Origin of the sequence: Microbacterium sp. MYb64, assembly GCF_002979495.1 — a bacterium.
GTDB lineage: Bacteria > Actinomycetota > Actinomycetes > Actinomycetales > Microbacteriaceae > Microbacterium > Microbacterium azadirachtae_A.
In genome coordinates this window covers 70,826-96,580 of sequence record NZ_PCOW01000007.1, presented here as the reverse complement: position 1 = coordinate 96,580, position 25,755 = coordinate 70,826, and the positions used below count along the sequence as shown (strand labels likewise).

The 25,755-nt window shown below is 70.8% G+C and carries 22 protein-coding genes; 9 read left to right on the top strand and 13 right to left on the bottom strand.

Features of this window, described 5'->3' with window-relative positions:
• Positions 1-14: 14 nt before the first annotated feature.
• A complete protein-coding gene (gene manA, locus CQ044_RS08720) occupies positions 15-1,175 on the bottom strand; it encodes a mannose-6-phosphate isomerase, class I (protein ID WP_105688110.1) in 1,161 nt (386 codons plus the stop codon).
• A gap of 150 nt (positions 1,176-1,325) precedes the next feature.
• On the opposite strand from manA, the gene CQ044_RS08715 reads away from it, so the two are divergent.
• Entirely contained in the window at positions 1,326-3,071 is a 1,746-nt protein-coding gene (locus CQ044_RS08715) for an AMP-binding protein (protein WP_105688109.1), read from the top strand.
• Between the two features lie 105 nt (positions 3,072-3,176).
• Here CQ044_RS08715 and CQ044_RS08710 read toward each other — a convergent pair whose 3' ends face one another.
• The gene (locus tag CQ044_RS08710; RefSeq protein WP_308736925.1) at positions 3,177-3,602 is read right to left on the bottom strand and encodes a helix-turn-helix domain-containing protein; all 426 of its coding nucleotides are present in this window, start codon (positions 3,600-3,602) and stop codon (positions 3,177-3,179) included.
• 116 nt (positions 3,603-3,718) lie between these two features.
• Here CQ044_RS08710 and CQ044_RS08705 point away from each other — a divergent pair, with 116 nt between their 5' ends.
• On the top strand, positions 3,719-4,084 hold the full coding sequence (locus CQ044_RS08705; RefSeq protein WP_105688108.1) for a DoxX family protein: 366 nt from the start codon (positions 3,719-3,721) through the stop codon (positions 4,082-4,084).
• Between the two features lie 90 nt (positions 4,085-4,174).
• Here the strand turns inward: CQ044_RS08705 and CQ044_RS08700 are convergent, their stop codons facing one another.
• The 8 genes from CQ044_RS08700 to CQ044_RS08665 all read right to left on the bottom strand — a co-directional run bounded on the left by CQ044_RS08700 (position 4,175) and on the right by CQ044_RS08665 (position 14,586).
• Positions 4,175-5,080 (bottom strand): VOC family protein, encoded by a 906-nt coding sequence (locus CQ044_RS08700; protein ID WP_105688107.1) that lies wholly within the window; start codon positions 5,078-5,080, stop codon positions 4,175-4,177.
• Between the two features lie 132 nt (positions 5,081-5,212).
• On the bottom strand, positions 5,213-6,685 hold the full coding sequence (locus CQ044_RS08695) for an MATE family efflux transporter (RefSeq protein ID WP_105688106.1): 1,473 nt from the start codon (positions 6,683-6,685) through the stop codon (positions 5,213-5,215).
• A gap of 149 nt (positions 6,686-6,834) precedes the next feature.
• Positions 6,835-8,541 (bottom strand): hydantoinase B/oxoprolinase family protein, encoded by a 1,707-nt coding sequence (locus CQ044_RS08690; RefSeq protein WP_105688105.1) that lies wholly within the window; start codon positions 8,539-8,541, stop codon positions 6,835-6,837.
• A gap of 1 nt (position 8,542) precedes the next feature.
• Positions 8,543-10,591 carry a hydantoinase/oxoprolinase family protein gene (locus tag CQ044_RS08685; RefSeq protein ID WP_105688104.1) on the bottom strand — a complete coding sequence of 683 codons (2,049 nt, stop codon included), beginning with the start codon at positions 10,589-10,591 and terminating at the stop codon, positions 8,543-8,545.
• Between the two features lie 103 nt (positions 10,592-10,694).
• A complete protein-coding gene (locus CQ044_RS08680) occupies positions 10,695-11,678 on the bottom strand; it encodes an ABC transporter permease (protein WP_105688103.1) in 984 nt (327 codons plus the stop codon).
• On the bottom strand, positions 11,675-13,201 hold the full coding sequence (locus CQ044_RS08675; protein ID WP_181158239.1) for a sugar ABC transporter ATP-binding protein: 1,527 nt from the start codon (positions 13,199-13,201) through the stop codon (positions 11,675-11,677). The genes CQ044_RS08680 and CQ044_RS08675 overlap by 4 nt, the downstream gene beginning before the upstream one ends.
• A gap of 4 nt (positions 13,202-13,205) precedes the next feature.
• Positions 13,206-14,240, bottom strand: coding sequence for a sugar ABC transporter substrate-binding protein (locus CQ044_RS08670; protein WP_105688101.1), 1,035 nt, complete (start codon positions 14,238-14,240; stop codon positions 13,206-13,208).
• Positions 14,241-14,268: 28 nt separating this feature from the next.
• Positions 14,269-14,586, bottom strand: coding sequence for an antibiotic biosynthesis monooxygenase (locus CQ044_RS08665; protein WP_105688100.1), 318 nt, complete (start codon positions 14,584-14,586; stop codon positions 14,269-14,271).
• A 181-nt stretch (positions 14,587-14,767) separates the two neighbouring features.
• On the opposite strand from CQ044_RS08665, the gene CQ044_RS19545 reads away from it, so the two are divergent.
• From CQ044_RS19545 to CQ044_RS08655, 3 genes are read left to right on the top strand one after another with little or no spacing between them, the layout of a single operon-like run.
• Positions 14,768-16,042, top strand: a complete 1,275-nt coding sequence (locus tag CQ044_RS19545; RefSeq protein ID WP_181158238.1) for a hypothetical protein — start codon at positions 14,768-14,770, stop codon at positions 16,040-16,042.
• Positions 16,026-17,108, top strand: coding sequence for a DUF917 domain-containing protein (locus CQ044_RS08660; RefSeq protein WP_181158237.1), 1,083 nt, complete (start codon positions 16,026-16,028; stop codon positions 17,106-17,108). Before CQ044_RS19545 ends, CQ044_RS08660 begins: the two co-directional genes overlap by 17 nt.
• Entirely contained in the window at positions 17,105-18,604 is a 1,500-nt protein-coding gene (locus CQ044_RS08655) for a helix-turn-helix domain-containing protein (protein WP_105688098.1), read from the top strand. The genes CQ044_RS08660 and CQ044_RS08655 overlap by 4 nt, the downstream gene beginning before the upstream one ends.
• A 13-nt stretch (positions 18,605-18,617) precedes the next feature.
• Here CQ044_RS08655 and CQ044_RS08650 read toward each other — a convergent pair whose 3' ends face one another.
• Positions 18,618-19,622, bottom strand: coding sequence for an aldo/keto reductase (locus CQ044_RS08650; protein ID WP_105688097.1), 1,005 nt, complete (start codon positions 19,620-19,622; stop codon positions 18,618-18,620).
• Positions 19,623-19,798: 176 nt separating this feature from the next.
• On the opposite strand from CQ044_RS08650, the gene CQ044_RS08645 reads away from it, so the two are divergent.
• The gene (locus tag CQ044_RS08645; protein WP_105688096.1) at positions 19,799-20,686 is read left to right on the top strand and encodes a helix-turn-helix domain-containing protein; all 888 of its coding nucleotides are present in this window, start codon (positions 19,799-19,801) and stop codon (positions 20,684-20,686) included.
• Between the two features lie 159 nt (positions 20,687-20,845).
• Here CQ044_RS08645 and CQ044_RS08640 read toward each other — a convergent pair whose 3' ends face one another.
• Positions 20,846-21,322: a MarR family winged helix-turn-helix transcriptional regulator gene (locus CQ044_RS08640; RefSeq protein WP_105688095.1), complete on the bottom strand. Its 477-nt coding sequence runs from the start codon at positions 21,320-21,322 to the stop codon at positions 20,846-20,848.
• A 53-nt stretch (positions 21,323-21,375) separates the two neighbouring features.
• Here CQ044_RS08640 and CQ044_RS08635 point away from each other — a divergent pair, with 53 nt between their 5' ends.
• The 3 genes from CQ044_RS08635 (at position 21,376) to CQ044_RS08625 (ending at position 23,296) form a co-directional block, all read left to right on the top strand.
• Positions 21,376-22,086: a hypothetical protein gene (locus CQ044_RS08635; protein WP_105688094.1), complete on the top strand. Its 711-nt coding sequence runs from the start codon at positions 21,376-21,378 to the stop codon at positions 22,084-22,086.
• Positions 22,083-22,808 carry an SDR family NAD(P)-dependent oxidoreductase gene (locus CQ044_RS08630; protein ID WP_181158236.1) on the top strand — a complete coding sequence of 242 codons (726 nt, stop codon included), beginning with the start codon at positions 22,083-22,085 and terminating at the stop codon, positions 22,806-22,808. The genes CQ044_RS08635 and CQ044_RS08630 overlap by 4 nt, the downstream gene beginning before the upstream one ends.
• 122 nt (positions 22,809-22,930) lie before the next feature.
• Complete coding sequence (locus CQ044_RS08625) at positions 22,931-23,296, top strand: hypothetical protein (protein ID WP_052680114.1); 366 nt, start codon at positions 22,931-22,933, stop codon at positions 23,294-23,296.
• A gap of 117 nt (positions 23,297-23,413) precedes the next feature.
• Here the strand turns inward: CQ044_RS08625 and CQ044_RS08620 are convergent, their stop codons facing one another.
• On the bottom strand, positions 23,414-25,729 hold the full coding sequence (locus CQ044_RS08620) for a cation-translocating P-type ATPase (protein ID WP_105688092.1): 2,316 nt from the start codon (positions 25,727-25,729) through the stop codon (positions 23,414-23,416).
• Positions 25,730-25,755 lie beyond the last annotated feature (26 nt).

The window sequence follows — 25,755 nt, the reverse complement described above, 5'->3', positions numbered from 1 at the left end:
TCATACGCTACGCGTCAGCCGGCGGTCGCGATCCAGAGCCGTCCGGATCCGGCGACCTGCACGTCCGCCGCGCGGGTGGCGAACACGGCGGCGCCGCGTGGGATGTCGGCCGCCGCGCCGTCGGAGGACAGCATGAAGGATCCGTCCGTCGTGATCGCGATCGACGGACCGGCGAGCGCGATCGTCGCGTCGCCGGTGATCGCGAGCAGCTCGAACGGCACGTCGGCGCCCGAGGCGTGGATGCGCGGACGGTAGCTCTGCACATTCTCGTCGACCGCGACGGGCACCAGGTGGTCGTCCTCCGACGCGGTGAACGTCAGCACCCGCTGCAGCTCTGCGGTGTCGACGTGCTTGGGGGTGAGCCCGCCGCGCAGCACGTTGTCGCTCGGCCCCATGAGCTCGACGCCGGCCCCGCGCAGATACGCGTGGATGTTGCCCGCCGGCAGCCAGAGCGACTCCCCCGCGGCGAGCGTGACGTGGCGCAGCATGAGTGCGACCGCGATCCCGGGGTCGCCGGGGTACGTCTCGGCGAGACGCGTGAGCAGCTCGAAGCGCTCGTCGCCGGACGCGGCGGCCACCAGTGCGGCGACGGCGAGGTCCACGCCCGCACCGCCGGCGAGCAGCCAGGAGAACCCGGCGCGCAGCCCGTCCGGCCCGCTCAGCTCTTCGCGCCAGGGGGCGAGGGAATCGGATCCGGCGCGTGCGGCGAGCGCGTCGACGTCGGCCAGGATCTCGGCGACGGGGCGGAACCCGCACAGCGCCTCGAAGCCGTCCTCGAGGGCGACGATCAGCTCGGGCTTGGCGTACGGATCCTTGTAGTTGCGGTGCGCAGCCGTGAGCGGGACGCCGCGCAGGTTCTCGTCGGCGAATCCGGCCTCCGCCTGCGCCGGCGTCGGGTGCGCCTGCAGCGAGAGCGGACCGCCCGACACGAGGATCTTGAGCAGGAAGGGCAGCTTCGCCCCGCTCTGCCGCTCCCAGTCGAGGAGCGTGGGCCAGGGGGTCCCGTCCGCCGTCCGGGCCGGCGAGCCGGGGTGCGCGCCCAGCCACAGCTCGGCCTCGGGACCGCCGGTGCCTGCGGTGCCCAGGACTCCGGCGACGCCGTCGACCCTGCCCCAGGCGTAGTCGCGCGGCTCGTTGCCGATCTGGACGAAGAGCTCGTTCTTGTGCGCGCTCATGCGGCTCCGTTCAGGGTTGGAGGGGATCCCTGCCAGCGTAAGGCCCCCGGCCGGTCGGTTCCCGCCGTTTCGAAGCGCGCGAATGGCTGTATTCCGGGCCCCGGATCCGCGTTTCTCGCGCTTCGAACCGAGACGGACCAAGATGGCTCCATGAGCCAGCCCCGTGCCGCGACCGCGGCGACCTCCGCGATCCGTGCCGCCCGCGACCTGCTGCTCGCGCACGCCACCGACTACGCCGGCGCCCGCAACGCGTTCCGCTGGCCCGAGCTCCGCGAGTTCAACTTCGCCCTGGAGTGGTTCGACGTGGTGGCCGGCGAGACGCCGAATCGGCCCGCGGTGCAGATCGTCTCGGCCGACCTCTCCAGTCGCAGCTGGTCGTACGGCGAGCTCGCGCGGCGCTCGAACCAGGTCGCGAACTGGCTGCACGGGCTCGGGATCCGCCGCGGCGACCACGTGATCGTGATGCTCGGCAACACGATCGATCTGTGGGAGACGATGCTCGGCCTCGCCAAGGTCGGAGCGGTCGCGATCCCGACCTCGACGCTGCTCTCCCCCGCGGACCTCGCCTATCGCGCGGAGAAGGGCGAGGCGCGCGGTGTCGTCACGCTCGGTGCGCTCACCGACCGCGTGGCGGAGCTGCCGGCCTCGCTCCTGCGGATCGCAGTGCCGGAGAGCGCGGGCGCCGCCGCACCGGAGGGCTGGCACGACTTCGCCGGATCGAACGACGCCTCGGATGAGTTCGAGCCCGAGGGCCCGACTCCCGCCGGCGACACCAGCCTGCTCTATTTCACCTCCGGCACGACCAGCCGGCCCAAGCTCGTTCAGCACACGCACGTGTCGTATCCGGTCGGGCACCTGTCGACCATGTGGTGGCTGGGCGTGCGCGAGGACGACGTGCACCTGAACATCTCCTCGCCGGGCTGGGCCAAGCACGCCTGGTCGAGCTTCTACTCGCCGTTCCTCGCCGAGGCCACCGTGTTCGTCTACAACTACGACCGCTTCGATGCGAACACCCTCATGGAGGTCATGGAGACGCACCGCGTCACGACGTTCTGCGCCCCGCCGACGGTGTGGCGCATGCTGATCCAGGCCGATCTGGGCCGGCTCCCGCACCCGCCGCGCGAGCTCGTCGGCGCCGGCGAACCGCTCAATCCGGAGGTCATCGGCCGGGTGCGCCAGGCGTGGGGCGGCACGATCCGCGACGGCTTCGGGCAGACCGAGATGACCGCGTGCGTGGGAAACTCGCCGGGCCAGGTCGTAAAGGACGGATCCATGGGCCGTCCGCTGCCGGGCTATCCGGTGGTGCTCGTGGATCCGGTCACCGGCGCACGCGTCGACGGCGACGCCGCAGGCATCGCCGAGGGCGAGATCTGCCTGGACCTCGCGGAGAGTCCGCTCGGGCTGATGGCGGGGTACTACGCGGACCCCGAGGCCACCGCTCGTTCCCGCGAGGGAGGGTTCCACCACACGGGCGACATCGCGACGCGCGACGCCGAGGGGTACCTGACCTACGTCGGGCGCGCGGACGACGTGTTCAAGGCCTCCGATTACAAGATCTCGCCGTTCGAGCTCGAGTCGGTGCTCCTGGAGCACCCCGACGTCATGGAGGCGGCCGTCGTGCCGAGCCCTGATGCGACCCGTCTCGCCGTGCCGAAGGCCTATGTGCTGCTGACCGCCTCGGCGCACGACGACCTCGTCGCGACCGCCGGCTCGATCTTCGCCCACGCGCGCGGCCAGCTCTCCCCGCATCTGTGGGTGCGCATCATCGAGTTCGTCCCGGAGCTGCCCAAGACGATCTCGGGCAAGATCCGCCGCGTGGACCTGCGCGCTCGCGAGGCCGAGCGCGTCTCGAGCGGCGACGAGTCGGGCCAGCACCACGACCGCGACCACCGCTGAACGATGCCTGGCTGCTCGTTGGCTCGTTCAGTTCGCGATTTCTGTCGTTGTGGGCCGTCCGAAGCGGCAATTTCTGCGACCTGAGCGCCTGAAGCAGGGCCGAGATCAGCGCGCGTCGTAGTCGGCGCGGGACTGTTCGATCGTGGCGTGGTTCGCGATCGCCCACTGCGCGATCGTGTGCGCGATCTCCACGAAGGTGCTGCCGAGAGCCGTGAGCCGGTACTCGACGCGCGGCGGCACCTCGGCGTAGGCGGTGCGGATCACGAGTCCGTCGCGCTCGAGCTGGCGCAGCGTCAGCGTGAGCATGCGCTGCGAGATCCCCGGGATATGACGCAGCAGGTCGCTGAACCGCATGACGTCGCCGCCGAGCGTCGCGACCACGAGCAGGGACCACTTGTCGCCGACGCGGTCGAGCACCTCGCGGATCATCCGGCCCGCCTCCGGACCACCGGGGTGCCCCTCGCAGGAGCGCTCGTACTCGGCGAGGCCGGCCGGGGAGGGGGGCGCCGCGGGCGGGGCCGGATCGGTCACGGTTCTCCCGCTGTGCGCCGGTGACACCGATGTTCCTTTTGTACGCGTCTCCACCATGCCCCATCCTTTACTTACTGATCGTAACAAGGTGACGATCGATAACAAGAAGGAACCTCATGCTGATCGCCCTCTGGATCGTCAACGCGCTGCTCACCCTGGCCATGCTGGGCGGCGGCGGCATGAAGCTGATCACCCCGAAGCCGGTGCTCGCCGCGCGCGGGATGGCGTGGACCGACGACTTCTCGGCGGGTTCGGTCAAGGCGATCGCCGCGCTCGAGGTCATCGGCGCCGTCGGTCTGATCCTGCCGCTCGCGACCGGGATCGCCCCGATCCTCACGCCCCTCGCCGGCACCGGTCTCGCCGTCATCATGCTCGGCGCCGTCGTCGTGCACCTGCGGCGCAACGAGCCGGCCACCCCGGCGATCGTCCTCGCCGCACTGGCTGTCGTCAGCACCGTCCTGGGCTTCCTCGCCCTTCGCTGACGCGGCCGGATCCGGTTTCACAGCGCGCGAATGGCTGCATATCGGCCCGGAATGCAGCCAAGTGCGCGCTGTGAAACGGAGAAGGAGCCGTCAGAAGTCGGCGATGATGAGGCGGCCCATCTGCATCAGATGCTCGTAGGCGTTCGGGCGCTGCATGAGCTCGGCCATGTTCGCCGGGACGATCTGCCAGCTCAGCCCGAAGCGGTCGACGAGCCAACCGCACTGCTCGGCCTCCGGGACCACGCTGAGGGCGTCCCAGAGCCGGTCGATCTCCTCCTGCCCGTCGCAGTCGACCTGCAGGGAGATCCCCGGCGTGAACGGGTGGTCACGGTCGACCGGTGAGTCGAATGCCGCGAAACGCTGCCCCGCGAGCAGGAACTCCGAGTAGGTGATCGGCTCGTCGACGCGCGGAGGCGCCGTGACCGGATGCTCCGTCTGGCGGACGATCCCCGACGGCGGCAGCAGCGCCCCGTAGAACGCGATCGCCTCCTCCGCCCTGTTCTGCAGCGGTCCGCCGAACACCAGCATCGGAATGATCGGCGGCTCCGGCTCGGCCGCGGCGTCCATCAGCTTCAACTGCCAGCTCACCCCGTACCGGTCCTCGATCCAGCCGTACAGACCGCTGAACCGGTACTCGCCGATGTCCATGAGCACGCGCCCCTCCTCGCCGAGGCGGGTCCAGACGCGGTTGATCCAGCCCCGCGCGGCGTGCTCGTCCCCGCCGAACCCGCGCGGATCCACGCAGACGACGAACGAGATCGCCGACGTCGGCGCGAACTCGGCGCCCGCGTTGATGAGCGTGATCCGGTAGCCGTCGATCGTGACGTCGACCGTGAGCGGCTGCCCCGCGAACGCTCTCTGGAACTCGGGCAGCCCCTCGTCGGGATAGCGCGCGACGACCTCAGACGTGGTGCGGTCGAACACCGAGGCGTAGAAGGCCCCGACCTCCTCGGCATTGTGGTCGCACCAGATGTTCGGAATGATCCGCTGGGTCATGGGAAGCTCCTCGCGCGCCGATGTCCCCCCGGAGTCCAGGGTGCGCGCCCCGGCGCCACCACCGCAAGCACCGGACAGAGATTCGTCACCCGCCACGGGCCGCACCCGGGGCGGGGCGGGGCGGGGCGGGGCTCAGCGGCGTCCGGCCTTGAGGCGCGACCTCGCCGCGATCACGGGCACCGGCGCCGTGATGACCGCGTCGACGACCATGGACCCGTCGGTGGGCCCGACCACGGGGATCGCCGTGGTCGGGGTGACCTCGATCGGATCCACGGGCATGCGTGCGAGAGCGCGGTGCGCCTTCACGTAGGCGGGGATGAGGAGGGCGGCGGCGCCCAGCCACGCGAGCGGATTGCTCAGCGCGACGCCGGGGTAGCCGATGAGGGCGCCGAGCACGACGGCCGCGGCCACGCGCATCACCAGCTCGATCACGCCGGTGACCGTCGGGATGAGCGTGTGACCGAGGCCCTGCAGCACGCCGCGCAGCACGAACAGCACGCCGAGCGCGCTGTAGCTGAGGCCGTTGATCAGCAGCATGAGGGCGGCGAGGCGCACGACCTCGTCGGATCCGTCGCCGATGAACACGCGCACCATCGACGATCCGAACAGCACCAGCAGGGCGCCGAGCACGACCGCCGTGATGACGGCCATCCAGATCGCCTGCGTGACGCCCCGGCGGATCCGGTCCGGGCGGCGTCCGCCCAGGTTCTGCGCGGCGTACATCGAGGCGGCGAGGCCGATCGAGGAGAGGAAGGCGACCGCGATGCTGTCCACGCGGGAGGCGGTCGTGTAGGCGGCCACGGCGTCAGGCCCGAGCACGTTGAGCGCGACCTGCACGGTGATCGTGCCGATCGCGATGATCGAGGCCTGGAACCCCATCGGGAGACCGAGGCGCAGGTGCTGGACGATGTCGTCGCGGGTCACCCTCCAGTCGGCGCGGTGTACGTGCAGCACCGGGAGCTTGCGCCACACGTACACGAGGCACAGCACGACCGAGACGCCCTGCGCGACGACGGTCGCCCAGGCGGCTCCCGCCACGCCCCACTCGAAGGTGCCCACCATGAGGATCACGAGCACGATGTTCAGCGCGCACGAGATGGTGAGGAACACGAGCGGAGTGCGGGAGTCGCCGATCGCGCGGATCACCGCAGAGAGGTAGTTGAAGAACATCACGGTGCTGCCGCCGATGAAGGTGACCTGCGTGAACACGGTCGCCTCCGGCATGAGCACCTCCGGCGTCTGCAGCAGGGCGAGCAGCGGCGCGGTCACGAGCGGGGCGCCGACCGAGATGATGATGCTCGTGGCGGCCGTCAGCAGCGTGCCCGTGGCGACGGACCGGCGCACCGCAGCGTGGTCCCCCGCGCCGAACGACTGCGCGGTCGGGATCGCGAAACCGCTGCTGAGCCCCCAGGCGAAGCCGATCAGCAGGAAGATCAGGCTGCCCGTGGCGCCGACGGCCGCGAGCGAATCGACGCCGAGGTGGCGACCGACGACGATCGCGTCGGCGAACTGGTAGAGCTGCTGGACGACGTTGCCGATCAGCAGGGGGACGGCAAAGGCAAGGATGACGCGCCAGGGGCGGCCGGTGGTGAGGGGCGTGGCCATGAGTGCTCTTCGGGGGACGGAGGTGAGCGGAACCGAGCAATCCTATCGAATCGATTCGACCATGTCGATCCAATCATCGGATCTTTCTTCCCGCACCTGGCCGCAGGGGACGACCGATCAGCGTCGGCCGCCCCCTGCCGGGCCGGGATCTAGCTGCCCCGGATCGCCGCGGTCGCCGCGTGGTCGATGCCGAACTCGGCCGTCACCACGACGCCGTAGTCCTGCCGCGCCGACTGCGAGGAGACGAAGCCGTTGCGCACATCGCGCGCGACGGCCGAAGGGTCGCGGTCGAAGGGGTGACCGTAGCCGCCGCCCCCGCCGGTCTGGTTGACGAGCACGTCACCGGCGTCGAGGCGGTTGTAGCTCCCGCCCTGCACGACCTCCCGGGGCGTACCGGGGTTCAGGACGACCCGATTCGGCTGGCCCTCCCCACCGCCGCCGATCGACCAGGGATCCGTCTTGGTCTTGTAGACGAGGCAGATGCCCGTGGCCGGAGCCGTGAAGCGATACGACCTGCTCACCCCGACGCCGCCGCGGTGCCGTCCCGCGCCGCCGGTGTCGGTGCGGTACCCGTAGTGGTCGATGATCATCGACGACTTGGCCTCCAGCACCTCGACCGGGTTGTTGCGGCAGCCGGGCTCTGAAAGGTGCATGATGCCGTCCTCGCCGTCGTGCACCGCGGTGCCTCCGAAGCCGACCGCCTCGTTCGTGGCTTCCTGCCACGGCTCACCGGTGCGCGGGTTCGTGCCCAGGCCCATCATCGAGCAGACGTCGCCGCCGGAGCAGGCTGGAACGAGCTCCGGCATCCCCTGCGCCAGCGCCTTCAGGATCACTTCACCTGCCAGCAGGCCGGTCCAGAGCGTGAAGGTCGGCATCGGCGACACCGCGTGCATGACCGACCCCGGCACGGTGACGACCCGCAGCGGTGCGAAGTTGCCCGCGACCACCGGGGTGTCGGGGGTCGTGAGCGCCTTGAAGATGAGGCTGGACAGCGCCTCGGTCTGGCCCGGCGGGAGATTGATCGGACCCTCGACGTTCTCCGCGCTGCCGGTCCAGTCGACCACCATCTCCTCGTCGGTGACCGTGACCGTGCACTGGAGCTTGACGAGATCGTCCTTGTTGATCCCGTCGTCGTCGACGAAGTCGATGGCGCTCCAGGTGCCCTTCGGGAGCTTCGCCAGTCCGAGCCTGGCGAGCTTCTCGCCGTGATCGTTGATCGTCCGCATCGCCTCGGTGAGGGTGTCGACGCCGTATCGCGCCGCGATCTCCTGCGTCCGGCGCACGCCCGTCACGCAGGCGGACACCTGGGCCTGGATGTCCCCGATCGTGTGCTTCGGCATCCGGCTGTTGAACCGGATGATGTTGAACACGTCGTCGTTGCGCTCGCCTCGGCGATAGAGCTTCGAGGCCGGCAGCATGAGGCCCTCCTGCGAGCGATCCGTCGAGTCGAGCACGTAGCCCGGATCCTTCTGGTTCAGGTCCGTGATGTGCACACGGCAGGAGGCGAAGCCGATGAGCACGTCGTCCACGTGGATCGGTGCGAACACCAGCGGATCGAGGGTGTGCGCACTCGACCAGTACGGGAAGTTGAGGATGAAGATGTCGCCGGGCTCCATCGCGTCCACGCCGAGGAACTCCATCGAGTGCTTGATGCCCGCATCGTTCCCGCGCGTGAACACTGCGATGCCGGGCGCGTCGGCGACGACGTCGCCGAGCGCATCGTGGATCCCGATGCCGTAGTCGTGGATCTCGTAGACCACGGTGTTGTAGGCGGTGCGGCACAGGTTGCGCGCGACCTCCTCCGCCGCGGCCAGCAGACCGTGCCTGATGATCTCCGTCGTGATGGCGTCGGCCATGTCACGCTCCCTTCTGTGCGTACTGGATCGAGATGACGAGTTCGCCGTAGTCGCCGACCTCGAGCCGGTCGCCGGCGTGCAGGACGGTCGTCGCGGTGTGCTCGGTGATGACGGCCGGCCCTTCGATCGCGTCTCCCGCCAGGAGCTCCTCGCGGGCGATCAGCGCGTACTCCGCGGTCTCGTCGCCGTCGAGCACCACCGTGCGCGTGCGGACCACCGGACCGGCCCCGGCGGACCGGCGCGCGACGTGCGGCAGGTCGGGCTTGTCGACGACGCCGAGGGCGCTCAGCCGCAGGGTCGTGGTCTCGATGGGATCGTCCATGACGTGGCCGTACTGGCGCTCGTGCAGACGGTTGAACTCGGAGCGGATCGCTTCGCGAGGATCGGATCCGTCCTCGGGATAGGTGACGGTGACCGCATGCTCCTGCCCCGAGTAGCGGACGGCCACGACCCGGTGGAAGACCATCCGGTCGTCGTCGAATCCCTCGGCGCGCAGCGTCTCCCTCGCCTCGCTCTCCATGCCGGCGTAGAGCGCGTCGGCCACGGAGGCGTCCAGCTCGTGCAGGGCCTGGAGACTCGTGCGCGAGTAATCGTGCTGCACGTCCGCCATCAGCATGCCGAGCGCGGAGAACGCGCCCTGCCCCGGAGGCACGATCACCTCGGGGATCCCGAGATCCCTGGCCACGTCGACCGCGACGAGGCCGCCGCCTCCGCCGAAGGAGAGCAGCGCGAAGTCCTTGGGATCGTGCCCGAGTTCGATCGTGATCGCCCGCACGGCGCCCATGATCTTGGTGTTCGAGATCCGCACCATGCCCCGTGCGAGCTGCGTGACCGTCAGCTCGAGAGCCTCCGCGATCGGGGCGAGGGCCTCGAGGGACTTCTCGCGGTCGAGCGTGAGCTCGCCGCCGAGAGGGGTGTCGGTGCCGAGGTAGCCGATCGCGAGCGCCGCGTCGGTGAACGTCGGCTCGGTGCCGCCCCTGCCGTACGCGGCCGGGCCCGGCATCGCGCCCGCGCTCTTCGGCCCCACCTGCAGCGCGCCGCCGTCGTCCAGGTAGCCGAGGGATCCGCCGCCGGCGCCGATCGTGTGGATGTAGAGCGAAGGCGTGTTGATCGGCAGCCCCTCGAACTCGGCGCCGTGGTACAGCACAGGGCTTCCGTCCTGCACGAGGGAGGCGTCGAGGCTCGTCCCTCCCATGTCGATCGTGATGAGGTTGGGCCGCCCGATGAGCTTCGAGAAGGCCGCCGCTCCCACGACTCCGCCGGCGGGTCCGGACAGGATGAGGTTCACCGGCTGCTCCCGCGCGGCCGAGGCCGTCATCGCGCCGCCGCCGGAGCGCGACATGAGGAAGCGTCCGCCGAATCCACGGCGCTCGAGCTCGCCCTCGAGAGCGCGCAGATAGCCGCGCATGATCGGCTTGATGTAGGCGTCGAGCACGGCCGTGCTGGTGCGCTCGTACTCCCGGTACTCGCGCGAGAGCTCGTGCGAGATGGTGATCTCGAGCTCCGGCGCCTCCTCCGCGAGGATCTCGCGCATCCGGAGCTCGTGCGACGGGTTGGCGTAGGCGTGCAGGAACGCCACGGCGACCGCGTCGTAGCCCCTGCGGCCGATCTCGCGTGCGATCTCCCGCGCGTCGTCCTCGTCCAGCGCCACCGCGACCGAGCCGTCGAACATGCTGCGCTCCGTCACCTCGAAGGTGTCGAAGCGCTCCAGCAGCGGCTCCGGCTTCTGATAGCCGATGTCGTACATCACCCGGCGGTCGGTGCGGCCGAGCAGGTAGACGTCCCGGAAGCCGCGCGTCGCGATGGTCGCGATCCTGGCACCGGTGCGGGTCAGCAGCGAGTTGAGTCCGAGCGTGCTGCCGTGGTTGAACATCGAGACCTGCGCCGGATCGGCCTCCGCCTTGTCGAAGGCGGCGAGGACTCCGGCCGTGGGTTCGGCGGGAGTGGTCGGCACCTTCTCGAAGCGCAGCTCTCCGGTCTCCGGGACGAGCTTCACTACGTCGGTGAACGTCCCGCCGACGTCGACGGCGATGCGGATGTTTTCAGGCATGAAAGGGGTTCCTTTCGAGGGGTTCGAGGAGTTTTCGGGCAGCCCGCGGAGCCCGGTGGCGACCGGATCGCCACCGGACAGGGTTCCCGGATGGACGTGCGGGTCAGCGCTTCCTGCGCCCGGCGGCCGAGAGGCCGACGGCGGCGAGGATGATGAAGCCGGTCACCATGTCTTTGAGCTGGGGATTGAGGTTGAGCAGGTCGAAGCCGTTGCCGATGAGGGCGATGAGGAACACGCCGGCCACCGAGCGCCAGACGGCGCCGATGCCGCCGTAGATGCTGGTGCCTCCGAGGATCACCGCCGCGATCGCGCTCAGCTCCAGCCCGGCACCGGCGAGCGGCTGACCGGAGGAGATCCGGGAGACGCCGATCGCCGCCGCCGCTCCCGCCGCGAGGCCGCTCAGCACGAACACGACGATGCGCGTCCTCGTGACCTGGACGCCGGAGAGCTCCGCCGCCTCCGGGTTGCCGCCGATCGCATAGACGTGGCGGCCGAACACCGTGCGCGAGAGCACGAACCACAGGAGGGCGACGACCACGATCATCACGAAGACCGCGATGAAGATCCCGCCGACCCGGTTGCGGCCGAGCGCGGTGAAACCGGGCGTCGTCACCGTGATCAGGCTGCCGCCGGTGATCAGCACCGCGATGGTGGTGAAGATCATCGACGAGGCGAGCGTCGCGAGGAACGAATGGACGCGGAGCTTCGTGATCACGACGCCGTTGAACGCCCCGAGCACGAGGCCGATCAGCGGCGCCGCGAGCAGTGCGAGCCAGACATTGCCCGTCGACACCGCGAGCCACGCCGAGACGACGCCCGCCACGCCGTAGATGGCGCCGGTCGAAAGATCGAAGTTGCCCGAGATGATCACGAACGTCCCGGCCGCCGCGATGATGACGAGCGGGGTGTTCTGATTCAGGATGTTGACGATGTTGCCGAAGGTGAAGAACGACGGCGACAGGATCGCGAGCGCGATCAGGATCGCCGCGAGCAGGAGCAGCACCGCGTACTCGATCGCGAGCTCGGTCATCGAGAACTTCCTGCGGGCGCGCGTCTGCGTCGCCGTGGTGTTGACGGCCTCGCTCATGCTGCCGCCTCCTCTCCGGGGGTCACGTGGAAGAGCCGGAACAGCACGTCCTCCACGGTGGTCTGCGCGGGGACGATCTCCGCGAACGTACGGCCATCGGAGACGAGATAGGCCCGGTGGGCGAGCTCCATGATCTCCTCGTGCTCCGAGGAGATCAGCAGCACGGCGATCCCCTCCTCGGCGAGCCGGGCGATCAGCTCGTAGATGGTGCGCTTGGCGCCCACGTCCACGCCTCGGGTGGGCTCGTCGAGGATGATCGCCTTCGGCCCTGCCGCCAGCGCCTTGCCGAGCAGGGCCTTCTGCTGATTCCCTCCGGAGAACCAGCCGACCGGGAGTTCGGTGTCGAGCGGCCGGATCTCCAGAGCGCGGGAGAGCTCTTCGGCGACGGAGCGCTCCCGGCGACCGTCGATGACGCCGCCGCGGGCGCGCGCGCCGAGGCTCGCGAGCGCGATGTTCTCGCGCACGGAGCGCTGGAGCACGAGCCCGTCCTTGTGCCGGTCCTCGGAGACCAGCACCAGGCCGGCATCGATCGACTGCTTCGGCGAGCGCCCAGACCAGTCGAGGTCGCCGAAGCGGACCTCCCCCTCCACGATCGCGTCGAGCCCGAAGACGGCGCGGAGGCATTCGGTGCGCCCGCTGCCGACGAGGCCGAGCAGTCCGACGATCTCACCGGCGCGGACCGTGAAGCTCATATCCTCGACGCCCGTGTCGGTGCGCAGATGCCGCACGTCGAGAAGAACCGGTGCATCAGGACCCGGAGCGGCAGGGCGATCCGGATACGCCTGATCCATCTCGCGCCCCAGCATCGACGTCACCAGATCGTGCTTGCGGACGGCGGACGCATCGAAGGTCTCGATCCGTCGGCCGTCCCGCATCACGGTGATCCGATCCGCGACGCCGAGCACGGAGTCGAGGAAGTGCGAGACGTAGATGACGCAGCATCCGCGGTCCCGGAGCGTCCGCATCAGGTCCTCGAGCTGGGTCATCTCGTGCGCGGTCAGCGACGAGGTCGGCTCGTCCATCACGATGACCCTCGCGTCCCGAGCCAGCGAGCGGAGGATCTCCACCTTCTGCTTGTCGGCGATCCTCAGGTCCCGCACCCTGGCGTGAGGGTCGAGCCCGAAGCCGACCTCGGCGTCGAGCGCCGCGAACCGTGCGTCCAGGTTGCGCCGTTCGACCCCGAGCCAGTGCTGCTCGGCGCCGAGGAACACGTTCTGCGCCACGGTGAGGTCGGGCACGAGCGCGAGCTCCTGAGCGATCATGGCGATCCCGCGCCGCTGCGCGATCCCGGGGTTCCATCTTTCGACGGGGGCGCCGTCAATGAGGACCTCGCCCTGATCGGCGGAGTAGATGCCGGCGATCACCTTGCCGAGTGTCGATTTGCCCGCGCCGTTCTCACCGACGAACGCGTGGATCTCTCCGGCGCGCACGTCGAGCGAGACCGCGTCGAGGGCATGGGTCGCCCCGAAGCGCTTCTCCACGCCGCGCAGTTCGACGAGCACGGAGCCTGTCGGCCCGGTCATCCGTCTAGCCGTTCCACTCGCCGGTGAAGTCCGGCACCGCGTCGAGATCCTTCTTGGTGGCCATCGGCCCGATCTTGACCAGGGTGTCCGCATCGACGACCGACTGGACCTTCTCGCCGCGCAGCTTGTTGACGAGCTGCTCGAGCGCGGCCTTGCCCATGCTCACCGGGTAGTTCAGGTAGTCGTTCGTCCACTTGCCGTCGCGGACGGCCTTGACGGCCTCGGTCGTCCCGCCGCCGCCGGTGAGGAAGATCTTCGACGGATCGATGCCCGCATTCTCGAGCGCGATCTGCGCGCCCTGGGTCTGCTGGTCCGCGTTGCTCAGGATCCCGTTGATGTCCTTGTTCGCCTGCAGCAGGTTGGAGACCGCCGTGAGCGACTTGTCGCGGTCATAGGCGCCCTCGACCGTCCCCACGATCTTGATGTTCGGGGATTGCCCGAGCACCTTGTTCCATGCGGCGATGCGCGCGACGTCGAGCGGGGAGTTCAGCAGTCCGGCGACGAGGCCGATCTTGCAGGGGTCGATGTTCTTGCAGTAGTCGACGACGGTCTGCGCCTGCCTGGCCGCGCCCTCCGACGGGGACGACGCCACCGTCGACACCACGCCGTCGATCTGCGGGGCCATCTTGTCGATGTCGGGGCCGATCGGGTTCAGCACCGACACCACGGGCACGTCGTTGCCGAGCGGGAACGCGGCGGCGAGGCCCGGCCCGTCCTGAGGCACCACGATGATGCCGCTCGCCTGTCCCGTCGTGCCGGCGTTCTGCAGCTGGGAGAGCTGGGTGTTGGCGTCGAACTGACCGTCCTGGATCTTGGTGGTGATCGTGATCCCGAGCTTCTTCTCGAGATCCTTCGCCTCCTTCTGCACTCCCTCGTACACGGCCTGGTTGTAGCCGTTCTGCGAGGACGAGGCGAGGAAGACGATCGAGTACTTGTCTCCGCCCGATCCGCCGGACCCGCTGCCCGAGCTGCAGGCGGCGAGGGAGACGCCGAGGGCGACGACTCCGGCGCCGGCGATGATTCGTGAGAGGTGCGTCATTGCAGTCTTCTTTCGTGGGTGAGGGGTGTCAGTGAGCGTGTGCGGAGACGTGGTGATCGATCGCGTAGAGGCGTCCGGCCGTGACGGCGGTGCCGAGCAGCGCGGCGAGCTCCGGCGCCGTGCGTCCTCGGTTCGGATGATCGAGCCACTCCTGATACGCGGCTTCGTCGGGCCATACGGCCGTCACGATGATCTCGCCGGATCCGTCGACGGCCGTCGCGATCTCCGATGCGGTGGCGCGTGTCAGGTCGAGCGACTCCTGCAGGATCGACTCCCTGCGGTACAGGGACAGGATGGCGTCCACGTGCTCGGGCGCCGGGCGGAAGGTCAGGACGGAACGAATCATCAGGGTCTGGACTCCGTTGTCAGGATCGGGTGTGACTCCGCGCCCTCGATGATTCGGGATCTCGGGAGCGCTGACATGAAGTTAGCCGCTGCCCATTGGCGGCTCCGGTGCGTTTTGCACCTTGCAGTCTCACCGATTTGTGCAAAAGAATGAACGGGACCTCAAGGACGACGGGAAGCACGTGCGAATCGGAATCGGTGTGTATGACGACCGGCTGTCGGCCGTCGGCCTGCATCCCGATGGCAGCCGGACCGCGCTATCCGCCCCGCTCTCCTCCGGGATCGAGGTCTCGCTCGACCGTCTGCTGACCCGCTTCCCGACGCCCGCGGGGGACGCCGTCGATTCCCTCGCATTCGATCTGAGCGCCGTCCTGCGCAGAGCGGACGACGCCCCCCTCACCGTCGTCCGCATCGCGCCGCGTCCTCCCGTCGAGCGCACCGACGAGCCGCATGTGGGCTCGGCGCCGATCCTGCACGTGCGCGGCGGCCACACGACCCTCGGCGACGAGCTGGCGCCCTTCGACGCGGAGGGGTTCCGGGCGGCGTCCGCCGGGATCCCCGCCGGTTCCAGGGTCGTGATCACGAGCGTCGGCTCGTTCGCGAATCCGGGGCATGAGCTCGCCGCGGGAGAGATCCTCCTCGAGCACGGCGGTCCCCTGAGCGTCACGTTCTCGCACACGTTCGACAGCAACTCCTTCGCCACGCGGGAGCGCACCGCCGAGCTGAACGGCGCCATGGTCGCCGACGCCGAGGCACTCACGACATCGCTCTCCCTGATCGCGGGCCGCCGGTTCCCGGGGGCCAGACTCTCGGTCACCCGCAACGACGGCGGGCGCGTGCCGCTCAGCCGGCTCGCGTCCTCACCGGTCCATTCGGCGCTCTCGGGGCAGCCGATGGAGTTCCTCGGCGGAGCCGCGTTCTGCGGCCTGGCCGAGGGCGATCTCGTCCTGGCGACCGGGGAGGGGCCGATCCTGGGCTCGGTGAGGGACAGCGTCCCCGCGGTCGTCCCGCAGTTGCGCTGGAACGGCGCGCGTCTCGCCACCCAGGCCGCGCATCTCGTCCCCGCGACCAGGATCCTGCTGCACGGACGCAACCCGGCCCCGCGTCTGGTCAAGGCCCTCGGAGCAGAGCTCGACGACTGGCTCGACGACGGGAGCGCGGTCGAGGCGGATACCGACCTCCGCGCGCTCGGCGCCGCCGTCGCCCCGCTGTCGGACTGGGCGCTGGGCGTCGTCAGCGCGGGGAACGCCGCCGAGATGGCTCATGAGCTGCGTGCCGCCGAGGCCCGCGTGCACGCCCGGCTCGTGGCATTCGGGGCGCTCCCCTCCACGGTCCGGATCGTCGAGTCGAGGCTGGTCGCGACCACCTACGAGCATGCGCGCGTGGTCTCGGTGCGCGTGCACGGCGTGGCGACGGAGCCGACGGGAGAGGGTGCGCACGATGCGGCTGAACGCTGACGACGTCCGTCACCTCCGCACCGGCGCGCTCTTCCTCGCCTGCGCCGCGGATCCCGAATGGTGCGACGAGCAGCAGGACCGGATCCTCGCCCGCATGTCGGCCGGCGCTGGCGGGCCGGAACTGATCGAGGTGGGCGAGCTCGACGCCGACGCCCTCGTCGCCGCCGTGGGCTTCGTCAACAACGGGCTGCCGCTGTCGGAGCTCCGCCCCGCCGGCGACGAGTTCGTCACCAGCGTCGAGCTGCTGGAGCGAGAGCTCGGTCGACGGATCGAGGGCCTCTTCCCTCTCGCCGCGGCGAACGTGAACTCCATGGTGCCGTTGCTGACCGGGATGCAGCTCGGGCGGCCCACCGTGGACGCCGATCCGATGGGCAGGGTCTTCCCGCTGCTGTTCCAGTCGGTGTTCACCCTCGCCGGCCTTCCCGCCGGCCCTCTGGCCGCCACCGGTCCCGTCGGCGAGTCCGCCGTCCTCCGCGTCCGCGAGCCGCGCAGGGCAGAGCGGCTCGTCCGCGCACTCGCGGAGGAGTTCGGCGGCTGGTCGGCGTCCGCGCTCTACCCGATGACCGCTCGCGACCTGGCCCGCACCGGCGTCCTCGGCAGCGTGTCGCGCATGGTCCGCATCGGCAGGATCCTGGACTCCGCGCTCCCGGTCGCGGAGAAGCACGAGCTGCTGCGTCGGACCGAAGGCGTGCGCCGGATCATCCGGGCCCGCGTCGCGGACGTCGCAGGACTCTCCCGCCCCGCACCGGCGGGCGAGCCCGATCACCCGTCGAGCGTCGTCCTCATCGAGGAGACGCAGGGGCGCTTCGTCCAGCTCGAGATCCAGAACGAGCTGCTCATGCTCATGGTCGACGGCACGCCGGAGGCGGTGATCCCCGACATCATCACGATGCTGCACCCCGAGGACGGGCGGGTCGCCAGCCTCGACGACCTCTGGGCCGGCAACACCCTGGATCTCGTCGTGCTGCCCGCCGCAGCGCAGTGGTACACGCCCGACGGCCGGCGCCTCGCGGCACCCGAGACGATGCACGCGGTGCTGCCGGACCGCAGAAGGAGCCGAGCATGAGCACACCCGCGCGCGGAGCCGTGGAGCTGCGCGACCTCATCGGCGCCCGCGAGCTCGACGGACTGACGGTGCTCCACCTCGTCTCGGAGCGGAGCCCGGTCCGGGACGTCGCGCTCGTCACCGACTTCGAGGACATCGGCTCCGTGGGTCCCGACACGGTGGTACTCCTCTCCCCCGGCGGCGCGCGCGGCGGATGGATGATCTCGGCCGCCCTGAGATACGCATGGGAGCGCCGCGCCTGCGCCCTCATCGTCCCGGAACAGCCGTTCACCGGCTCCGTCGTCGAGCTCGCCCGGCGCCTCGAGGTCTCCCTGCTCACGACCGGCCGCGACATGACGCGCCTCGCGATCGACGCGGCGATCCGGCTGGGCACGGCCCGCGCGGAGACGATGGCGCGCGTGCGCGCGGTCGTCGACCGGCTCTCCGGCGCCGTGGATCCGTCCCAGGCCGTCGCCCTGCTCTCCGAGGAGCTCGACGGCGCGGGCGTGTGGATCGAGTCCGCGGGCGTGCCCACGTTCGGATCGCCGCAGCGGACGGGCGAGTCCTCGTCGGCCCCGGCGGGGCAGCTCGTGCGGACGAGGCTGTCCCCCCGCGATCGCGGCCTGGGGATCCTCGTCGCCCGGTTACCGGCGCCGATGGTCGGCTTCGGCGAGCAGCTGCTCGCGGAAGCCGCCCCCTCGATCAGAGCGCTGCTGCGGGAGCAGCAGGTCTCCGCGACCCGCGACTCCCTGCCGACCATCGCCATCACCGCGCTGACCGGAATGCCGGGGATCGCGGAGTTCGCGGAGCCGGAGCTCGGCGCTCTGGAAGGGTCTGCGCCGCTCCCCTTCGATGGCTCGTTCGTCGCGATCTGCCTGCGCTCCGATGATCCAGAACGCCTCGGCGCGCTCGTGCACCAGCTCTGGTACCTCGCCTTCCGCGAGAACCCGCTCACCCGGTTCGACGGCGGGTGGTTCGGAATCCTGCCCGCACCGGATCGCGAGAGTCTCGATGCGCAGATCGATCGCGTGCGGAGCGGCTTCGTCCGCACGGCCGGCCTGCCGCTCTCCGGAGGCGCCTCCCGCCGGCACAGCTCCCGCGCCGAGGCACGGGACGCCGTCCGCGAGGCCTGGCTCGCCGCCCGCCTCGCGGATCCGAGCCCGAATGCCCCCGCATCGGAGGCGTTCCTCGAGTTCGACGGGATCAGGCCCGCGATGATCGGGCGCCTCGTGCCGACGGATCTCGCCGATCAGCTCGTCGCCGCGCTCTATCCGCGCCTTTCCGCCGATCCCGCAGCGGGACAGGTGATCGACGCCCTGCTCGCCCGCCTCTCGGCGCTGGGCTCGCTCACGGGGGCGGCGGATCGGCTCGGGCTGCATCGCAACACGCTGAAGTCGCGCCTGCGTCGCGCCGGCGAGCTCGGCGTCGACCTGTCGGACTCCGCCGACGTCCTTCCGGTGCACCTGCTCCTCTCCGCCGTGCGACGCACGGAGGAGAGGAGCAGGACGGAGGACTGAGCGCTCGTCGCCGTCAGCGCCCCACGTAGGAGAACTGGTCGGGGTTGTAGCGATCGCCGGCGACGCCGAGTCGCGAGGCCAGGGAGTCGAGATCCGCACGTTCGTCGGCGGACAGGGCGACCGCGGTGGATCCGGCGTTCTCGGCGATGCGGGCCGTGCGCCGGGTGCCGGGGATCGGCACGATCCACGGCTCCTGCGCGAGCAGCCAGGCCAGCGCGATCTGCCCCGGCGTCGCACCCCTGGCCGTGGCGAGCGCGGCGACGTGGTCGACGAGACGCTGGTTCTCGCCACGGTTGTCGGCCGTGTACCGCGGGATGGTGGAGCGGATGTCGCCGTCGGCGAAGGAGGTCTCCGCCGTGACCGTGCCCGTGAGGAAGCCCTTGCCGAGGGGGCTGAACGGCACGAAGCCGATCCCGAGCTCGGCGAGCGCCGGCAGCACTTCGGCCTCCGGATCCCGCGTCCACAGCGAGTACTCGCTCTGCACGGCGGTCACCGGGAACGCGGCGTGCGCGCGGCGGATGGTCGCCGCGGACGCCTCGGACATTCCGAAATGGCGCACCTTCCCCTCGCGCACGAGCTCGCCCACCGTCCCGGCGACGTCTTCGATCGGCACCGCCGGATCCACCCTGTGCTGGTAGAAGAGGTCGATGACGTCCGTGCGCAGCCGGCGGAGCGAGGCCTCCGCGACCCGGCGGATCTGCTCGGGCCGGCTGTCCACCCCCGTGTACCGGCCGTCCTCCTCGATGTGCCAGCCGAACTTCGTCGCGATCACGACCTCGTCTCGCACGGGCTCCAGCGCCTCGCCGACGAGCTCCTCGTTGACGTAGGGGCCGTAGACCTCCGCCGTGTCGATCAGGGTCACGCCGTGATCGAGGGCCGAGCGCAGCACGCCGATCATGTCCTCCCTGCTGCCGGGGTTCGGTCCGTAGCTCTGGGACATGCCCATCGCGCCGAGGCCGATCGCCGAGACCTCGAGACCTGTGCCGTCGATGCCGTGTCCGAGTGTGCGCGTGTGCATGCGGCTCTCCTTCCGTCGCGGATCCGGTCCGCGCGATCGCGGCCGGTGCGTTCCTCCGCCCCGGCGCCTCCGGGACTCCTCCAGTGCACTCCCGATCGGCGGCCGGCACCAGACCCGGATGTTCCGGGTACTGCCAGTGCCTGGCACCGTGGATGCACGGCGCGTACGGTCGAGGGATGGACGAGCGCGCGAGGGACGCCAGGGCCGAGGTGCAGGACTTCCTCACCTCGCGCCGCGCCCGCCTCTCCCCCGAGCAGGCGGGGCTGCCCGCCTACGGCCGGTTCCGGCGAGTGCCGGGGCTCCGCCGCGAGGAGGTCGCGCTGCTGGCGGGCGTGAGCGTGGACTACTACATCCGCATCGAGCGCGGCGACCTCTCCCGCGCTTCCGACGCGGTGCTCGGCGGGATCGCGATGGCCCTGCAGCTGGACGAGGCCGAGACCGCGCACCTGTTCGATCTCGCCCGCGGCGCGGATCGCACCTCCCGCGCCGGTTCCGTCGCGCGGCCGCGCACGGTCGCCCTCCGGCCCGGTGTGCTCCGGATGCTCGACGCGATCGTCGATGCACCGGCGATCGTGCGAGGCGGCGGCTTCGACTATCTCGGCGCCAACCGCCTGGGACGCGCACTGTACGCGCCGCTGTTCGCGCACGCCGTCCCGAACAGCCTGCGCTTCGCGTTCCTCGATCCGGCGGCGCGCACGTTCTACCGGGAGTGGGATCAGGTCGCGCAGGACCTGGTCGCGACGGTCCGCGCGGAGATCGGCCGGCATCCCGCCGACCCGATGCTCGCAGCGATCGTCACCGAGCTCTCGGAGTGCTCGGAGGAGTTCCGCACCCTCTGGGCCGCGCACAACGTGCGGTTCCACCGCACCGGGATCAAGCGCCTGCACCACCCCGTCGTCGGCGACCTCGACCTCACGTACGAGGGACTGGATCTGTCGGCCGACCCGGGCGTGATGATGGCCGTCTACACCGCCGAACCCGGATCAGGAACGGCGGACGCCTTGCGGATGCTCGCCAGCTGGGCGGCGACCGACGAGGAGGAGAGGCTCCGCGCGGAGCGCTGAGCCCGGGGATCAGCGGGTTCCTCACCGACCATGTCCCGATTTCGGCTCCTGCAGCTGACCCATGTCCCGACTTCGGCTCCCGCTCCGCGGTCTTCTGAGCCGGAAGTGGGACACGGCGGGGGCAAGATATGGGACGCGGTCGGGTGCGGGGCGCCGCCCTCAGCGGGCGTGCGGATGGTCACCGAAGCCCCGATGCACGTCGGGGTCGATCCCGTGCGCCGCAGCGAGGCGGGCGATGAGGGCGGCGAACGCCTCGCGCTCGGCGGGATCGAGCGGCCCGAGGATGTCGGCGTTCTGCTGCTCGGCCGCCGCGCGCAGCCCCTGTAGTGCGGCGCGGCCGGCGTCGGTGAGATCGAGCCGGTGATGCCGGCGGTCGTCGGGATCGCGAGTACGGGAGACCAGCCCCGCGTTCTCGAGCGCGTCGACGAGCACCACGACGCGGCTGGGCACCGCGCCGAGCCGGTCGGCCAGCGCGCGCTGGCTGAGTCCGGGATTGCGCGCCAGGATCCGCAGGGCGCCGGCGGTCGCGGGCGTGAGGCCGGCCGGCTTCACGAGTTCGGCGAAGCGCGCGGCCGCGAAGGATCCGAGCTGGGAGAGCAGGAAGCCCGTGCGCTCGGGTCGGCGGGGGGTGTCCATCACCTCAGCATAGTCGCTTGACAGAATGATTCATAGCGTGCATCGTTTAGTACATGACCGAATATTCGCAGCGCTCCCGTCGGCCCGGCGGACCACCTCTGGGCCCGCTCGCGATCGTGACGTTCGCACTCACGATCGCCGGCGTCGTCACCCTGCTCGCGGGGACCGGATCCGCTCCTGCGCCGTTCGCGCCCGCGGCCGATGTCGCGGCCTGGTACGCCGCGCACGCCTTGCCGATCCGCATCGCGGCGACCCTGCAGCTCGGCGCAGCCGTGCCGCTCGGGATCCTCGCCGCCTCCCTCTATGCACGGCAGCTCCGGCTCGGCGTGCGGGTGCCCGGCCCGGTGATCGGGCTGTACGGCGGCATCGCCGCCTCGCTGCTGCTGCTCGTCTCGGCCCTGGTCACCTGGTCGATCGCCTCCGGAACGGACCCGGCCGATCCCGGCGGAACCGCGGCGCTCGGCCGGCTCGCCTTCGGTCTCGGCGGCGTCGGCTATGCGGTGGGCATGGGCCTGCTGATCGCCGGCGTCGCGGTCCCGGCGTACATCCTGCGGCTGATGCCGAGATGGCTCGCCTTCCTGGGGCTCGTCATCGCCGCCGCCGGCGAGGTGTCCTTCCTCTCGCTCGTGCTGGATCCGCTGCAGATCCTGCTGCCGGTCGTGCGCTTCGGCGGCGGCGCCTGGCTCATCGCCGCGGCCTTCCTCCTCCCCCGGGATCGCCCGCGCCGAGATCCGCGCCTCGTCACGACGGAGGCCCTGTCGTGAGCTGCGCGATCGTGGTCGGCGCGAACGGCGCGATTGGAGAGGCGGTCGCACGGCGGCTCGCCGGCGAAGGACATCGGATGCTGCTCGTGGCACGCCGGCAGGAACCGCTCGAGGATCTCGCCGCGCAGCTGCGGACGGCAGGGACCGACGTGACGGTGGGCGCATTCGATGCCTCGGAGGAGGGCGCGCTCGAAGAGTTCCTCGCCCGCGAGGCCCGCGACGGCATCCAGGTCGCCGTCAACAATCTCGGCGTCGCGCACATGCCGCGCCCCCTCAGCGCGATCGACGATGCCGAGCTGGAGCGCGTGCTCGCGGTGGATCTCCTGGGGCTGGCCCGGTGTCTGCGCGCCGAGCTCGCCACGATCATCGACGGCGGGGCCGTGGTGAACGTGTCCTCCACCGCGGGCATCGGCGGGGCGCCGGGGATGTCTGCCTACGCCGCCGCCAAGCACGGCGTCGTCGGCCTCACCCGCACCACGGCCCTCGACGAGGCCGCCCGCGGCGTGCGGATCAACGCCGTCGCCCCCGGCCCGATCGCCTCGGGGCACGTGCTCACCCAGCCCGCGGAGGTGCGGGAGCACATCGGCCGGTTCGTGCCGATGCAGCGGATGGGACGCCCCGAGGAGGTTGCGGAGGCCATCGCCTGGCTCGCGTCGCCGGCCGCCTCGTTCGTCACCGGCGTGGTCCTGCCCGTCGACGGCGGGAAGACCGCGGCGGCCTGACCGCCCGGGACTGCTCCTCGTCATCGCCCGCTGCGCCGGGTTCCCTCAGCGCGCCCGATCCGCTCCGCCGGATCCGACCCGATTGATCCGACCCGATTGATCCGACCCGAATGGAGACACTCATGGATCCTCTGTCCCTGCTGCGCGAATTCCTCGTGCTCGTGCACCTCGTGGGCTTCGCGCTGCTGCTCGGCGGCTGGGCGGCCCAGGCCGTGCGCCGCCGCTACGTCACCACGACCCTGTTCCGCACCGGGCTGGGGGTCATGATCGCGTCGGGCCTGCTCCTCGCGATCCCCTTCCCCGCCGGGGTGCACCTGGACTACCTCAAGCTCGGGGTGAAGCTCGTGGTCGCCCTGGCGATCGGCGGCGCGTTCGGCGTCGTCATCACCCGGGAGAAGGCCGGCCGGCCGACCGCGGGAGCCTTCTGGACGATCGGAGCGCTCGCGGTGCTGAACGCCGGCATCGCGATCTTCTGGCACGGCGCCTGACCGGAGGCTGTCGTCCGCTCCCGTCGCGAAAAGTGCCGGTATGCGGCGCTCAGAGCGACGGTTTTCGCGACGGGAGCGGATCAGCGCGGCGGGTGGAGCGGATCAGCGCGGGCGGGGTCAGCGGAAGCGGCGCAGCCTCAGGCTGTTGCCCACCACGAACACGCTCGAGAACGCCATCGCGGCTCCGGCCAGCATGGGGTTCAGCAGGCCCAGCGCGGCGATCGGGACCGCCGCCACGTTGTACGCGAAGGCCCAGAACAGGTTCGTCTTGATCGTCCCGAGCGTGCGGCGGGAGAGCCGGATCGCGTCGGCCGCTGTCCGGAGGTCGCCGCGCACGAGCGTGATGTCGCTCGCCTCGATCGCGACGTCGGTGCCCGTGCCCATCGCCATGCCGAGGTCGGCCGTGGCGAGCGCCGGGGCATCGTTCACGCCGTCGCCCACCATCGCCACGACGCGTCCCTCGCCCTGCAGTCGGGCGACCACGTCGACCTTGCCCTCGGGGAGAACCTCGGCGATAACCACGTCGATGCCCACCTCCGCGGCGATCCGGCGGGCGACCGCCTCGTTGTCCCCGGTGAGCAGGATCGGGGTGAGCCCGAGACGCTTGAGCGCGGCGACAGCCTCGGCGCTCGTGGGCCTCACAGTGTCGGCGATGACGACGACGCCACGGGCGGATCCGTCCCAGCCGACCGCGATGACGGTCTTGCCGCCGGCTTCGGCCTCGGCCTTCGCGGCCGCGACACGCGGGCTCAGGTGCTGCGCCCAGTCCGCGAGCAGGGCCTCCCGGCCCACGAGCACCGCACGACCGTCGACGACGCCCTGCACGCCGCGGCCCGGGATGTTCTGGAAGGACTCGACGACCGACCCTTCGCCTCGTGGCTGCGCTCCTCGCTCAGGGACCTGAGCGAGGGCCGCCGCACGGGCCACGGCCTGTGCGATCGGGTGCTCGGAGGCGCTCTCGACGGCGCCGGCCAGGCGCAGCAGCTCGGCGGGATCCGTGCCGTCCTCGGCGATGACGTCGGTGACCTCCATGCGGCCGCTCGTCACCGTGCCGGTCTTGTCGAGCACGATCGTGTCCACCTTGCGGGTGGACTCCAGCACCTCGGGGCCCTTGATCAGGATCCCGAGCTGCGCTCCGCGGCCGGTGCCCACGAGCAGCGCCGTCGGGGTGGCGAGGCCGAGAGCGCACGGGCACGCGATCACGAGCACGGCCACCGCGGCGGTGAAGGCCGCCGTCGCGGGGAATCCCGCGCCGAGCCAGGCCCCGAGGGCCACCACGGCGATCGCGATCACGATCGGCACGAACACTCCGCTGATCCGGTCCGCGAGGCGCTGCACCTCGGCCTTGCCGGTCTGCGCGTCCTCGACGAGACGCGCCATCTGCGCGAGCTGCGTGTCGGATCCGATCCGCGTGGCGCGCACGATGAGGCGCCCGCCCGCGTTGACCGTCGCGCCGGCCACGGTGTCGCCGGCGCCGACCTCGACCGGCACGGATTCGCCGGTGAGCATCGAGGCGTCGACCGCCGAGGTCCCGGCGACGACGACGCCGTCGGTGGCGATCTTCTCTCCCGGCCGCACCACGAACTCGTCGCCGACGGCGAGCTGCGCGATCGGGATCCGCACCTCTTCGGTCCCGGCGCCGGACGTCCCGGAGCCCGCACCGGTCCCTGAGCCTGTCGAAGGGCGGAGCACCGCGACGTCCTTGGCGCCGAGCTCGAGCAGCGCGCGCAGCGCCGCCCCCGCACGCCGCTTGGAGCGCTTCTCGAAGTACCGGCCGGCCAGGATGAACACGGTCACCCCCGCGCCCACCTCGAGGTAGATGTTGCTGCTGCCGTCACCGGCCTGGAGGGCGAACGAGAACTCGTGCCGCATGCCTGGCATGCCGGCCGTGCCGAAGAACAGGGCGTACAGCGACCAGCCGAACGCGGCCAGCGTGCCCATCGAGATGAGCGTGTCCATGGTCGCGGCGCCGTGGCGCAGGTTCAGCCATGCGGCGCGGTGGAACGGCCACGCACCCCACACGATCACGGGCGCGGCGAGCGCGAGCGAGGCCCACTGCCAGGAGGTGAACTGCAGCGCGGGGATCATCGCCATCGCGATGACGGGCACCGCCAGTACCGTGCTGACCAGGAGCCGGGTGCGCAGGGAGCTCAGCTCGGGGTCGGCGGGTTCCGTCGTCGGCGCGCCCGCGCCCTCCGAGGGCGCCTCCGCGACGGGCGGCGCCGGGAGCACCGCGGAGTAGCCGATGTCCTCGACCTGTGCGATGAGCGTCGCGGGATCGAAGCCGTCCGGCAGCTCGACCCTGGCCTTCTCGGTCGCGTAGTTCACGGTGGCCGTGACGCCGTCGAGCTTGTTGAGGGTCTTCTCGATACGGTTCGCGCAGGAAGCGCACGTCATCCCGCCGATCTCGAGCTCCACGCTGTTCGCGTTCATGGGTGCGTCTCCTTCCGGATGGGTCG